At 32.5% G+C, this 14,153-nt stretch carries 12 protein-coding genes and 1 tRNA gene; 3 read left to right on the top strand and 10 right to left on the bottom strand.

Annotated elements, in window-relative coordinates; genetic code table 11:
* Positions 1-11: 11 nt before the first annotated feature.
* The 5 genes from WBP_RS04340 to WBP_RS04320 all read right to left on the bottom strand — a co-directional run bounded on the left by WBP_RS04340 (position 12) and on the right by WBP_RS04320 (position 5,294).
* Positions 12-998: a tyrosine-type recombinase/integrase gene (locus WBP_RS04340; RefSeq protein ID WP_167896170.1), complete on the bottom strand. Its 987-nt coding sequence runs from the start codon at positions 996-998 to the stop codon at positions 12-14.
* Positions 999-1,369: 371 nt separating this feature from the next.
* Positions 1,370-2,005 (bottom strand): DnaA ATPase domain-containing protein, encoded by a 636-nt coding sequence (locus WBP_RS04335; RefSeq protein ID WP_011256928.1) that lies wholly within the window; start codon positions 2,003-2,005, stop codon positions 1,370-1,372.
* A gap of 122 nt (positions 2,006-2,127) precedes the next feature.
* Positions 2,128-3,201: an AI-2E family transporter gene (locus WBP_RS04330; protein ID WP_167896169.1), complete on the bottom strand. Its 1,074-nt coding sequence runs from the start codon at positions 3,199-3,201 to the stop codon at positions 2,128-2,130.
* A 603-nt stretch (positions 3,202-3,804) separates the two neighbouring features.
* Positions 3,805-4,587 (bottom strand): exodeoxyribonuclease III, encoded by a 783-nt coding sequence (locus WBP_RS04325; RefSeq protein ID WP_167896168.1) that lies wholly within the window; start codon positions 4,585-4,587, stop codon positions 3,805-3,807.
* Positions 4,587-5,294, bottom strand: coding sequence for a uroporphyrinogen-III synthase (locus WBP_RS04320; RefSeq protein WP_011256925.1), 708 nt, complete (start codon positions 5,292-5,294; stop codon positions 4,587-4,589). Before WBP_RS04320 ends, WBP_RS04325 begins: the two co-directional genes overlap by 1 nt.
* Before the next feature lie 888 nt (positions 5,295-6,182).
* Here WBP_RS04320 and WBP_RS04315 point away from each other — a divergent pair.
* Together WBP_RS04315 and WBP_RS04310 are read left to right on the top strand one after the other, a co-directional pair.
* Positions 6,183-6,440 carry a cation:dicarboxylate symporter family transporter gene (locus WBP_RS04315; protein ID WP_167896167.1) on the top strand — a complete coding sequence of 86 codons (258 nt, stop codon included), beginning with the start codon at positions 6,183-6,185 and terminating at the stop codon, positions 6,438-6,440.
* A 35-nt stretch (positions 6,441-6,475) separates the two neighbouring features.
* Positions 6,476-6,667: a hypothetical protein gene (locus tag WBP_RS04310; protein ID WP_218938833.1), complete on the top strand. Its 192-nt coding sequence runs from the start codon at positions 6,476-6,478 to the stop codon at positions 6,665-6,667.
* A gap of 219 nt (positions 6,668-6,886) precedes the next feature.
* Here the strand turns inward: WBP_RS04310 and WBP_RS05275 are convergent, their stop codons facing one another.
* From WBP_RS05275 to WBP_RS04300, 3 genes are all read right to left on the bottom strand, one after another.
* Entirely contained in the window at positions 6,887-7,063 is a 177-nt protein-coding gene (locus WBP_RS05275) for a hypothetical protein (protein WP_218938832.1), read from the bottom strand.
* A gap of 585 nt (positions 7,064-7,648) precedes the next feature.
* Positions 7,649-7,906, bottom strand: coding sequence for a hypothetical protein (locus WBP_RS06335; RefSeq protein ID WP_369799964.1), 258 nt, complete (start codon positions 7,904-7,906; stop codon positions 7,649-7,651).
* Positions 7,907-7,976: 70 nt separating this feature from the next.
* Positions 7,977-8,061, bottom strand: a tRNA-Leu gene (locus tag WBP_RS04300).
* A 62-nt stretch (positions 8,062-8,123) separates the two neighbouring features.
* Between WBP_RS04300 and tldD the strand changes: the two genes are divergently transcribed.
* Positions 8,124-9,551, top strand: coding sequence for a metalloprotease TldD (tldD, locus tag WBP_RS04295; RefSeq protein WP_167896165.1), 1,428 nt, complete (start codon positions 8,124-8,126; stop codon positions 9,549-9,551).
* On the opposite strand, the gene WBP_RS04290 is transcribed toward tldD, so the two are convergent.
* Together WBP_RS04290 and polA are read right to left on the bottom strand one after the other, a co-directional pair.
* Positions 9,546-10,625, bottom strand: a complete 1,080-nt coding sequence (locus tag WBP_RS04290) for a V-type ATPase 116kDa subunit family protein (RefSeq protein ID WP_167896164.1) — start codon at positions 10,623-10,625, stop codon at positions 9,546-9,548. The two genes, tldD and WBP_RS04290, sit on opposite strands and share 6 nt — an antisense overlap.
* A 599-nt stretch (positions 10,626-11,224) precedes the next feature.
* Positions 11,225-13,774 carry a DNA polymerase I gene (polA, locus tag WBP_RS04285; protein ID WP_167896163.1) on the bottom strand — a complete coding sequence of 850 codons (2,550 nt, stop codon included), beginning with the start codon at positions 13,772-13,774 and terminating at the stop codon, positions 11,225-11,227.
* Positions 13,775-14,153 lie beyond the last annotated feature (379 nt).

Genomic DNA, 14,153 nt, shown 5'->3' with positions numbered 1-14,153 from the left:
AAACAACAAGTTTAACTATTGATTATCTGAGTGATAGGATGTGAATTAGCTAATTTATCCTTTAATTTTTTATTAGCAATATGAGTGTATATTTGTGTTGTAGAAAGGTTAGTATGTCCAAGAATTTTCTGTATCAGCATAATGCTTGCTCCACTATCTAGTAGATGAGTGGCAAAGGAGTGTCTAATCACATGTGGGGAGATTTTATTTTCATCAATATTGCATTTTTTCGCTAATTCCTTAACCAACTGACCGATTCTCTGTCTTGTAATTGGCTTATTAGGTTTGTTACCTGGAAACAACCAATCAGATTCCTTTCTATCGGAAATCAGATTATCGCGGGCTAACAAGTAATTTCTAAGGCTCTGCAATGCTTGCTCATTAAAGAGGATTTGCCTTTCTTTACTGCTTTTTCCTTTTATTATTATATAACATTCTTTGTCACTACTGTTTAATAAATGTGACACTTCGCATAATTTCATGCTAATTAATTCAGAGATACGCATGCCAGAAGAGTAGAGGATGTCTAAAATAGCGCATAACCTTCTACTATTTATCTCTTTGTTCGGTTCGTTTGCTGATTTTCTAACTGTATCTATCAGCAAAAGCATTTCTTTAACGCTTAGATACTTAGGCAAAGGACGAAAAACCTTTGGATTTTTTAATTCGTCATCGTTAGCTGGAGCTGGGTTAGAATCTATTATTCCATCGTTAAATAGGCACTTATAAAAATTTTTCATGGCAGATATTTTTCTTGATATAGAACTATTTTTGTATTTTTTTTGTGTGCATAGAGACTTCACATAATCTTTAATATTAGTTTTGCTTGCACCAACCAAAGTAGTACCACTTTTCAGCAGAAAATCTTCAAGTTGATGTAAATCTGAACGATAACTTTCTAAAGTATTTTGTGTAGCGGACCTTTCTGACACTAAAGCATCTATGTAATATGTGATGTAAAGATTTTCTTTTTTATTATGTAACTGCTTATCTTTCATTGTCAGCTCCTATATTTATTTCTTTTACTATTATTTGATTGGAAATGTTGCCCGCATTCCTTATTAAAAAATACGAAATAAATAAAGTATTTGCCAATAGGATAAGCATAATAAACCTTCGTCTTAGCCTTTTTTTTAGATTCGATCTTGCTCTTACCATGATTAAATTATAACATCAAATCTGCAGAAAACATCTTAACAAAGTGAGTCCTACTATAATATGCTGCCTCCTAATCATATCTGTCCATACTTATTATAATATAATATTCTTATACTCTTGGCATAAATAAGCGGAGATTTTAATGATGTCAGTGTCACAGATGTTAATAAATTTTTGGTATATGCAAAGAATGCTTTGCAAAAAAAAGGAATTATGTAGTATCCCTTTTTAATAAGGTGCTGACAAAAGGAATGGTAACATTTGATCCCATAGATCCATTATCTATTTTCTCTATAATTCTATTAATGCTACAAAAAGAACGCTCTATTCTTGCTAAAATATAATTAATCACTTTCAGATCAACTTTCAACTGTTTGTCTGAAAATCGTTTTATTAACATAATTCGTAATAATTCCTCGCTTGCAGATGGAATTTTTGCGCTAATAGTTGATAATATGCGGGAGCTTAAATCTTTCAATTTAAAATTAAGTCTTTTTGGTGAAGTTGAGGAAGTAATTAGCAACCTCTTGTTATTTTCTTTCATATAGTTGTAACAGTGTAATAGCGTTGCTTCATCTTGAATATCTTGTACATCTTCTAAAATAAAAGCGTTGCTATATCTAATCTCACTTATAAAGTTGTTCACATTGATAAAAATTGCATTGTTTATTGACTGCCAAATGTGAGCAAGGTGAGTTTTACCAGAGCCTTTAGGTCCAAAGAGAAACAGGTACTTCCAGGATAAATCATTAATTACTGCATTATATATATGCTTATTCTCATCTAAAATGATGTAATTTTGCCGACTATAATCAACCTGATTATTGTTAAATAGATTCAGTTGCATGTTAAATATCTTGTGTCTCTGATTAGTAACCTTTGTGTCAAAATTTGCTCGCCTTTTTCAGGTACCCCAGATATTCTATGGTTCATTTCTCCTTATCATGAGTTGGTTGTATGAAAAATCTGTTAGCCGCTTTTATAAAACTCACTTTTAAGATATTGGTCGATTGCACATCCTACTGATACATTAAATATTGCTATTATTGGAACAAAAAGTAATATTCCTATAAGTCCCAAATATGAAGCACATATGGTAATTCCGATAATGATTATAGCTGGATGTATATGAACCTTTTTTCCTACTAATAAAGGAGCTAGTATATTTGTATCTATTAACTGCCCGATACCAAATAATAGTAGTATAGCAATACTTTCAAACCACCCACTAAATTGAGTAGCGGCGCTCAAAAATCCAATAATAGTATATAATGATGGTCCTATATAAGGTATAAATGTTAGTGTCCCTGATAAAATTCCAATAGCAATAGAATGTTTCAATCCAATTATACTAAGGCCTATAGAATAAAAAGTTGTCATAACAATGCACACATTTGCCTGCCCTTTCAAGTAATTAGACATAATAAAATCCACTTTTGAAAAGTAATCTACAGCTTTTTTTCTATAAGGAATAGGAATTAATTTATTAACTTTTTCTACAATGAGAGGCCAATCGCGCAATATATAGAAGAACATTACCGGAGTGATCACTACTAGTGATACTATGTGGATTAAGCTGAAGCTCGAACTTAGCATCTGGGTTATAAAGTTACTGGCAATATTAAAAGCATTTATGAAATAAGATACATAATCACTGTAATTTTCTGCTAAATTTTTAGATAGGTGGTCAAACAAATCATTGTCAATCTTTATATTAAGAAGTTCTAGTACGGGTTGGATAACTTTAGGATTTAATGAGGATACTTTACTTATTAAAAAATTTAATATTGAGATAATTTCAACATATATAATAGGTAAAACAAATGTGACAGCTAGTATAAGAACCATCAGCAGGAGAAATATTATGAAAATTACAGAATAAAGCCTTGGTATTCCATACTTTTCAAACTTTATTACTAGCGGATTAAATAGATACGCAACGACGATAGACGTTAAACACGGAAAAACCATAGGGCGTACTAAGAATAATATGCTCATTATGAGAAGTGGTATAAGATAAATGGTTATATGACGTTTTTGCATGCCTTTAGCATAGTCAATTTATTGAAAAAATACACAGTTTATTTTGCTTGTATTATAGAGGCATAGTAGTGCATAGAAACGGAAAAATCACTTGACAAGCTTTTTCAAGCCTCCGTAGCACTGAAGGTATTCAGTTATCTTCAATCTGTGCAGATTAAATGACGAAGTATCACGTAGTTGGTGTCTTATGTTTTATTTTTTACACTATATGTACTTTATGTCTTTACAACATTTCTAGGTTTTTACCTATATAAGCTGAAGTTCGCTTATAAAGCGTTTAAGACAGTATATCGCAGGATTAGAGAGTGAAGGCTATCTAACATGGGATTTCTTTTGCCTTTTTTCTCATTAATAAATTTTTAAATATTTAAGGCTAAAGATTAGTTGCAGTTTAAAGTCCATTAAGCCAAGTAGTTAGCACACAACTGTACGAGCATTTACTTTGTAAGATAATTCACACAATAAATGGTAGCATGTGGCACTAGAATCTGTTGTCTAATGGCAAAAAACTTATAAGAGTACCGGAAATAATGTATTCTGAGATTATATTCTGCTATACCTTGTCTGTCAGATTAAGTCTTGCCTTTTACTCTTCAAGGGAAATTACCACTCCATAATGGACACAATAGGTGTATGATCAGATGGATTTTCCAGCTTGCGCAGCCTGTCGTCTATGTAGCATATTCCCAACTTATCAACTGCTTGTGGTGATAACAGCATATGATCTATTCGCATTCCTTGATTATTTCTTAATGAATTACCTTGATAGTGCCACCAGCTAAACTGTTGTAAGTTTGGATGAGACATTCTAAATGCATCTTTAAATCCAAGGTTCAAGATTGCTTTTAACTTCTCACGTTCTTTTATATGAAAACACACTTGGCCATTCAATAAAGTTGGATCAAAGACGTCAATTTCATCTGGTGCAACGTTATAATCGCCAGCTATAACAATTAACTCCTCATTCTTTAGCAAATTATCCATTCTTTCATATAGGTTATCAAGAAACTTGAGTTTATATTCAAATACATGAGAGCCCAGGCTTTGACCATTTGGAACGTATATGCTAACTACTCTCATCTTTTGATTATTGTGTTTTATTAAGCACTCTATGTAGCGAGCTTCCTGATAACCTTCTACAATGTCAATTTTAAATTTCTCTAGTATCGGATGCTTAGATAGAACGCAAACGCCGTTTCTTGCGACTTGCCCATAAACAATGCATTCATATCCCAACTTCTCTATTTCTACATAAGGAAATTGCTCTTCCGTACATTTTATCTCTTGCAGTAAAATTATATCTATCTGATCATCGACTATAAAACTACAGAGCTGGTCAACCCTCTTGCGTATAGAATTTACATTCCAAGTTGCAATTTTTAGCATCAGCAATCCTTATTAATTATGTCAATTAAATTCTCTTGAGTAGGCAGTCTCGATGTTATAATTTTTTTCCATTTGATTGGCTTTAAGCTGTCAACAATATTTTTACTCATAGCATATGCAGTTATATTATCCATTACATTAGATAAACCACTTTTTAGAACTAAAGAACAGAATATTCTTGCTGTCTGTGAGGAGAAAAAAGCAACACTATTAATTCTACCACCTAACAGTAAATTTTTACACCTATTAGTTAGTCCCCTTTTAATAATTGTCTTATAGAGTATAACTTCTCTTACGTTAAAACCTTCTTCAGATAATCTCTTTTTCAAGTCACATGATACTTCTTGTCCCCTTATATATAAGAACTTTACTGCTCTTGAGTAGTAATTTTTTACGAACGATATCAGCCCTTCAACATTGCTGTCTGCTGATATAATATCAGAAAACCCTGAATCCTTTGCAGTTTGCATAGTCGAATTACCAACTGTAATGATTGGAAGATCATCTACCCTGCATATTTGGCTAAATGCTTTCACGCTGTTCTTGCTTGTGGATATTACCACATCAAATTTATATGCAGATATGTCAGGCTGCAGATGCTTTATTGTGAATGCTGGTTCTATATATACTTTATACCCATATTTCTTTAGCGTGCTTCTTGTATTTAGTGAATCTGATAAAGGCCTTGTTAATAAGATAGACTTCATTCTAATCTACTTTACTATAGGTAAAAATAATACCTTTGATAAATAAATTACTGAATAAAAATTTTTAAACAGATTATATTTCCTGTTACTAATGCTGGACTTCATTAAAGTTTTGTAATTAAGCCTTACAGAAATTTTGCAAGAAGACAGATGTTCATTCTTATTTATGAAGATTTAAAGTAGGCTAGCCTTTATCGATTTGTTACGCTAGATATGTTGCTACTGCTGCTCATTGTTTTTATTTCTTCACTTTTATTTGGAAATTTAGTTCCTGTTAATGTAAAGATTTTTTTTATACTTGGTGAGCTTAAATATTAAAGAAATTTTAAGCTTTAAAATGTCTTTTATTATCTTTTCTTTTATATTCAATAGCGTTAATAACCTAAAAACGCAGCAATTAAGCTCGTGATATTACTATTGGCAGCAATTTTCTTATCAAATTTGTTTTCAAGCCTTATTGGTTACCTTACAGGCTATATTATTATACAAAATTTCATATTAATTGTAGTGTAGAACTGCCGCAAAATGTGCTAAGCAGTTCATGGAAATCTAAATTGCCAACATTAATCTCAAATTTTTAGGCTCTATTTACTTGAGTTTATTGCTGAGATAACTGTACATAAAATTATTCCATAAAAGAGTGATATTATCACTAAAGAATTAGTAGATATGAATTCTTTCTTCTCAAGAGAGCATTAATTCCTATTTTATCTATATTAATATTAGGTTTTTCTTAAAATTGCAGCATGATGAAATATTATTAACTCTTTTTAAGAGTTGTATTGCAATCTTTATTATTATGATAATTATTATCTATATTTGTGTTGTATTGTTATATAGAGTTGTAAATTTCTTTAGAATAAGGGATTAGCTAGGTAGCATGAAAATATGCTAACTGCACTAGTAACAGCAATTGCAACATTGTCTAGTGGTGCTACAATACCTGTTACTTTAGAGGGAGGTAGAAAAAATGTAAAAAAACGTAATATAGTGGATTCCATGGTTCCTATAATTACAAGTACCAATTCCGTTGGCAATTGTTTCTGTGTTATTATTCTAGCTTTGGTAATTATAGAGTCATTTGGTACTCAATCGTTAACAATATTGGAACATTGTATATTTCTTAGTTATATTTTCTTTTACTGAAATTTACTACTGTGGGACCAGGAAGTGATATAATTGTGATTCTAGGAATTATTGAGGGATATTTGAGGTTTTTTCCGATTATGTTGTCATTAATAACTGCAATTTGCGTGATTCTTAATCCAGTTATTGCTAGTGCAAACGTTACTGCAGATAGTGCATTGGTGATTATATTCGCTAAATTTCACAAGAAATTTTTTGTAAAAGGGAAACAAGTAGCTTTAAAGTAAATATTATTTGTCTGAATGCTACTTTCATTGTCGACCGCCTTAAAAATATGCTTTATACCAACTTGTTATTAATTGAATAAACAAAGTATGTTGCAAATTTGCTTATTGAAATAGGAGTACTAAATACTCCTATTTACCAGTAAGCTTAAAAATTTTTAATTTTAATTACTTTGTATTCTTGTGAACTATATTCAGGTAAAAGTGTCTTGAATACAAATGCTAATTATTTTTCATCCGAGGCAAATTTACCTTTTCAATCTCATAACAGCTACTTATATACAACCCGTCTATGTTACTTACTTCCATCCACTCTTTCATTAGTGAGGATTTTAAGTTGAGCATTATGTCTCTGTCCATAGTGCCAAATTGTGTTTCTGATGTATTCTTCAGTATCAAATCATTTTCACTGTGCTTAACTACCGTATATAAATCACTTGTAGGTCCTTAATTATTTTCATTGGGCTTAGACACTATATAACTGGTGCTTTTCTCAAAAAAATTTGAATAATTGCCAGGAAAACTTGGTTCGTTGTGTTTAACTATATGTGTACTATAGTCTGTAAGCTCTTGATTTTCTCGTTAAGCTCATGTACTGTATAACTAGTATTTTCGCCAGAAAAATCTGAATAGTAGTTGGAAAAACTTATAAAATCTACCATGGTATTAACTTCCTTTATTGTTAAATTATTAATATAACAACTAATATTCCTATATAAATCAAATAGGTTAATTTGTTAGCATTTAGGCTGCTGTGCAGCATTACCTACTAAATATTGTTTTTCAGGCCCCTTTTCTACTTGTGGCTCACTAACTATAGCCAGAACTATTTGGCTGCATAATAACATATTCTAAAATGAAAAAGGTAGTGGAAACAAAAGGGATAATAGAAGATTTGAGAGGCAGTATATGTATAATTTTCCCTATTAGAAATAAAATATTAGATGTAATATCAAGGCGGATCTTTGTTAGTTTCTTTTGTTCCTAAATATTTTTTACACCAGATTGCTTATTAAGGTCCTGCTTTTGAAAATGGTCGTTTAATGACCATATATTTAAGGCAAATGAGAGTGCACTTGATATAGTGTTAGCAATACTAAAATATAAACTTAAGATAGGAATACTAAAGACTGGTGCCGCTATATATCCAATGAAAAAGGTAGTGGATAGTATAATAACTAAGCGTTTTGAATAAGTTCGTATTTTCTTTCTGTAAGCAAGCTTCTCTTCCTCACCACTCATAAATTTAAGCGTAATTAATATGTTATATTATAACATTAATTCATTCAAAAAATAATATGGAGACTAAGGGTGCCCGAGAGAAGACTTGAACTTCCACAACTTGAAAAGTTACTAGCACCTGAAGCTAGCGCGTCTACCAATTCCGCCACCCGGGCTTTTTGTAGTTTGCTATATTAAAATTAAATAATATACTTAAATAATTTTTAGTTCAAAGGTAATGCTAGATAATATAAACCTAGATCAAATATTTTTTGCTCAGAATAATGTTAATATTAATAATATATATAAAATAGTCAATAACGCTTTGAACAATAGTGATGGTGGTGAGCTATTTTTAGAATTTTGCCAGTCAGAGTCTTTGGTTTTTGATAATAACATATTAAAACACATGGATTTGAATACCAGAAGAGGGTTTGGTTTAAGATCCTTTTGTAAGGATAGTACGTCTTTTGTTTGTTCTTCTGAGATTAGTGAAAAAGAAATTAGTAATGCTGCTTCTATTGTTAAAAGTTCGGTGTCTTTAAATAAAACAAATTCAATAAACTTAAACGAAGGGACAAAAAAACTATACTTGAGAATTAACCCCATAAATGAAATAGATCTGAATTTAAAGATTAAGCTGCTTAATGAGGTTAATGAGTATGTAAGATCCAAAGATAACTGCGTGAAGCAAGTAAAAATAACCCTAAGTGGAGAATGGCAGGTTATACAAATAATAAAGGGTGATCACAGATTAAGCGACGTCAGGCCTCTAGTGCATTTTAATGTGCTAGTCATTGTAGAGAAAAATGGCCGAATTGAGAGGGGTTCTGCAGGGCACGGAGGACGAGATTCTTATAGTAAGTTTATTTCCGAGAAAGGGTGGAAAAGAGTTGCAAACCAAGCGTTAGAACAAGCGTTAATAAATCTTGAGGCAATTCCAACTCCAGCTGGAGAGATGACGGTTGTTCTCGGTCCAGGCTGGCCAGGAATATTGTTACATGAAGCTGTAGGTCATGGCCTTGAAGGCGATTTTAATCGCAAAGGAGTCTCAGCATTTTCGCATTCTATAGGCAAACAAGTGGCAGCTAGTGGTGTCACTATAGTTGATGATGGAACCTTACCTAATTTACGTGGTTCTATTAGCATAGATGATGAAGGTACTCTGCCTGGTTATAATGTATTAATAGAGGGTGGGATCCTCAAAGGATATATACATGATCATATGAATGCTAAACTCATGGGTGTAAATCCAACTGGTAATGGTAGAAGGGAGAATTATAAAGAAGTTACTATGCCACGCATGACAAATACCTATATGTTGCCAGGAAAGTATACGCCAGAAGAAATAATATCTAGCGTGAAGAAAGGTCTGTATGCAGTAAATTTTGGTGGTGGGCAGGTTGATATAACGTCAGGGAAGTTTGTTTTCTCATCTTCAGAAGCTTATTTAATAGAAAATGGCAAAATTGCGCAGCCAGTTAAAGGAGCAACGCTCATTGGTGACGGTCCTACAGTGCTGAAAAAAGTGTCCATGATTGGAAATGACTTAAAGTTGGATCCAGGTGTTGGCACATGCTCCAAGGGTGGGCAGAATGTACCTGTTGGTGTTGGTCAACCAACACTCAAAGTTGATTCGATCACAATAGGTGGAACTGAGTTATAAGCTAGGAACATTCACATTCTGAGAACTTTGGTCTTTACTTTGTTGATTTATAGTAGTTCCTTTCAGTTTAGTAAATGGTGCATTTTCTTTCACTTTTTCTTGAATAGATTGCTCTTCAGTTGTTACAGCAGATTGCTCACTCTTTTCAGCTCCCTTACCTTGGGGTTCTAAAATTTTATTAATGCCATCAAGAAATTTCTTATTCCATTGTTCTTTTTTCTTTTCTTCTTCTTGTGGATGAGGGTTGTATAAAGTACCTGGTTTATTATTTGAAAAGAGGCTTTTTATCGCACTATATTCAGCAGTAGCAAAACAAAAAACAGCAAGCCCTATTGTTACAAAAGAGGGAATACTGAATAATGAAGTTGAGCCGATAAATAATATTGTAGCTGTTAAAGCAATAATAGGTAGTAAAGATTTACGTAAGAATGTTATCACCATTTCTTTATCACTAAGCATTGGTTCATCTTCTTTTTTTTCAACACTTAAAACTTTTCCAAAGCCTGGTATTTTTTTTAACAATCTTCTACCAGGTATCTGGTGTTTAGTAAAGTCAGTAAACTGATGCCAAGCTTCTTTACTGACACACTTAGCTACGACTTTTTCTATTTCACCGTTCTTTAAATTCTCTTCACTAGCTAATTTTTTTCCTCTAATTTCTTTAAATACAGAAAGTAAAAACTGGGAAAAATCCTCTTCACTGAGTGGTTTTATTTTTGGACTAACATCGTTGAATATCTTTCCACTATTCTTAAGTACAAAAGTAAAAATCTTCTTTTCATCTCCATTCTTTAGTTGGTTTAACAGTTCCTCTAGTGACTGCTGCTCACACCGTAATTTTTGTATTTCCTGTTCTGAGAGTTTTTCTTGCAGCTTCTCTTGTATTTTATTTATCTCCTGTTGTGTTTGCTTCTCCGGATTCTCTAAAGTATCTAGGAAAGCACGATAGATTAACTGATGCTTCTCTTTTTCAAAGATTTTCTCATCTTTGTTAGCCTCATGAGTAGATGGCTTTGAAGATTCCAGATTCTTTATTTGTGGAGTTGATATTTTTGTCATAACTGACTTACTCACATTTACTATACTTAATTGTAGTATATTTTTTATATTATTTCAAGTGGTTTGTACTCTAGAAGCTTGTAGTGTTTAAATCATAATTAGGAAAATTTAAGCCCAGTTGCACAACTGTACGAACGTTATAAATTTTAGTTCACCAAGATGGTGTCATTCCAGTGTGTGACGCTAGGTGCAGTTTATAATACCACGATTCATTTGCGGTATCTCTAGATCCAGCTAGCAAGCGGCAGGATGACGGTAGCTATAAATATTAATGAATTTACTAAATAGAAAGGCAAAAAAACGGAGTAGCTAGTTGCTAACTCTTTAATTTTAAAAATTTGACGTTGGATAATGCCTTAGATGCTTCATAAGTGCGTTTCGGCTTGTATAAGTAAGAACCAGAAATTTTATAAAGACATATGGTGCACATAGTGTGAAAAATTAAACAGTAGTACGCCAAATACAAGACCTTCTTGTCATTTTAATCTGCACAGATTGGGAAGTTATATAAAATAGCTCCACTACCGGGATAAGAAAGCTGATAAAGTGTGTCAAGTAATTTTTTGCATTTCTATATAATGAGCTGCTTGAATAACACCTACCGATCTCTCAAATCACAATGTTTGTGTAGTTGTTCCCCAGTTATCACTAATTTTTACCTCTACTTCAAGTGGTATAGAAATTTTCACTATATTTTCCATTACATCCTTCATAAGTTTTGCCGTTTCTTGTACTTTTTCGTTCTCTACTTCAACTAGTAGCTCATCATGAACTTGGAGGATTATTTTGCCCGCTTTTAACTGATCGAAAAGCTGAATCATCGCACGTTTTATTATATCAGCGGCAGTTCCTTGTAGTGGTGCATTTATTGCCGCTCTTTCCGCAAATTGTCTTAGATAAGGAATTGTGTTATTTATGTCTTTTACAAAGCATCTTCTGCCAAACAAAGTTTCTACATAACCATGCTGTCTCGCGGTAGACACTACTTTTTCCATATAGACCTTTATTTCTGGATAACAGGAAAAGTAGTAATTAATGTATTCAGCAGCTTCCTCAATGGTAATTCCAAGCCGTTTTGCAAGGCCAAACTGGCTAATTCCGTACATGATTCCAAAGTTAATAGATTTTGCTTTGCGCCTTAATTGTTCATCGACCTCCATATCTTTTTGCACTCCAAAGACTTGCCCTGCAGTAATGCCATGAATATCCTTTCCATTTGCAAAAGCTTCTTTAAACGCTGTAACATTTGCAACGTGTGCTAGGAGCCTCAGTTCTATTTGTGAGTAATCAGCAGAAATTATCTTGTATCCCTTTGGCGCAATAAATGTCTGTCTAATAAGATTTCCTTCTTTGCTCCTGATAGGAATATTCTGCAAATTAGGACTGCTTGAGCTGAGCCTTCCAGTTGCAGTTACAGTTGTTGAGAAATTTGTGTGTATTCTGCCATCAAGTGGGTCAACTTGCTTTATTAGTGCATCAGTGTAGGTACTTTTTAATTTACTTAAATGTCGCCAATCTAAAATTTTGCTTGCAATTTCAACTCCTTCTATTTCAAGTTCCTCTAGTACTACGGAGTTTGTGCTATACGATCCAGATTTCAACTTTTTTTTCTTATTAAGCCCCATCTTGTTAAATAGAACATCACTTAATTGTTTTGGCGAAGCAATATTAAACTTTTCTCCTGCCAAATTATATATGTCATTTTCAAGCACAGCGATTAGCTGTTGGAATTTGTCAGATAATTCTTGTAGTTTATGAATATTTAGTAATATTCCATTTTTTTCCATGTTGAATATTACTTTCATAAGCGGTTTATCGAAGCGCTCGTAAATTGTAAAAAGCTTTTCCTTAAATAGCCTTTGTTTCAGCTTTTCATGAATTGCTATTAAAGTTTTTGCTGAAAAGGTCTCTACATTTTCACTCAAATTGTGTGCAATTATGTTTGGAATGCTGTGATCGTGTTTTCCTGTGTCAAGACTGTATGACATTATCATCAAATCGTCAACTGAGCCCAGTACTTTTTCTATTGTAGGAATGGTTTTCCTGGTTTCTCTGGTATCATGTATTATTTTGAGTATCCCATTTGAAAATAGAGCTGAATTGATTGTAATAAGTGCATCTTGTGAACGGTTTTGATCTATGTAAAAAATGTTATCCTCATTGTAAGATAAGGAAATTTTACTAAGTACGTTATTTTCGAAATGGCAATGAATTGCGACTTTTCCTTCATATCTACAGCGTTCCAAAAATTTTTCTAATGCTTCACTACTATATTCTGTTCTCTCTTTTGTGCTCGATTCATTATAAGAAAAAAGCTTTTCTACTTTGCCTATCAAGGAATTAAATTCGTACTTCTTTAAAAAAGATAACAATTTTTCCATATTTGGAGAGAGAACCTTATATTTTATGACATTATGCTGAAGATCCACTTTCTTGCATAGTGATAAAAGTTTTCTTGAAATTAACGCTTTTTCTTTATGTTCGGTGAGAATATTACGTGTCCTTGCTTGTTTGATGTTATTGATGTTTTCTATGGTATTATTCAACGAATTAAATCTATCCAGCAATTTAGCTGCAGTCTTTGGGCCTATTCCTGGAACGCCAGGAATGTTGTCAGATACATCTCCAGTTAGAGAAAATAAATCAAGAAGCTTATTTGAATTTACACCAAATTTTTCTATTACTTGTTTTTCATCTATGTATATGTTTTTGATAGGATCGAATATTAAAACGTCGTAGTTCAAGAGCTGAAATAAGTCTTTATCTGACGAAATTATTACTACTTTTAAATCTTGGTGGTTAGCGTATTTTGCAGTTAATGTTGCAATTATATCATCTGCTTCATAGCCTTCAATCTCTTCATAACTGAGATTAAAGGCTTCTATTGCTTCCCTCAGTATTGCGAACTGTGGAATTAAACCCTCAGGAGGAGTTACTCTGTTTGCTTTGTATTCAGGGTATAAGTCGTGCCTAAAATTTTTTTTACCGGAGTCAAGTGCTATAGTTAAGTAGTCTGAATGGGTGATATACTTTAGAACCATATTCAGAAATCCGTACACAGCACCTATTGGCATACCAGTTGTAGTAGCTAGATGATGCAAAACGTAATAAGCTCTGAAAAGAAAGCCGTAACCATCGATAATTGTGAAAGTTTTTTTTTGCATTTTAGAGATATTGATGTGTGCCCTTGATAGTCCATTATTTAGCTACAGAAATCAAGTCTTTGTTTTCTTGCTTTACAAATATCATAGGAGATTTTGCCACAAAATGACATTCACACATAGTTAATAATTACCGTTTAAAATTGAGTTATATTAAAAAGTTGAAGGCTCAAAATGAATAAGAAGACAAAAAAACCAAAGAAGTCGAAATCAGCTAGCCAAACTGTAAAGACTATTAGTAGTCCAATTATTCTGATTCCGCTTCAATAAAAAATGAAATAGTACCAATAAAAGTTAGGCCAAAGGCTAAAAATAATCAAGCCTCTAAAAGAAAGTAAAGCTTATGCTTTCTTAACTTTCGATTCCAACTTAACAGGTGACA

Origin of the sequence: Wolbachia endosymbiont of Brugia pahangi (assembly GCF_012030695.1) — a bacterium.
GTDB lineage: Bacteria > Pseudomonadota > Alphaproteobacteria > Rickettsiales > Anaplasmataceae > Wolbachia.
Note: the sequence above shows the minus strand (reverse complement) of the source record. Positions and strands in the feature narration are given on the sequence as shown.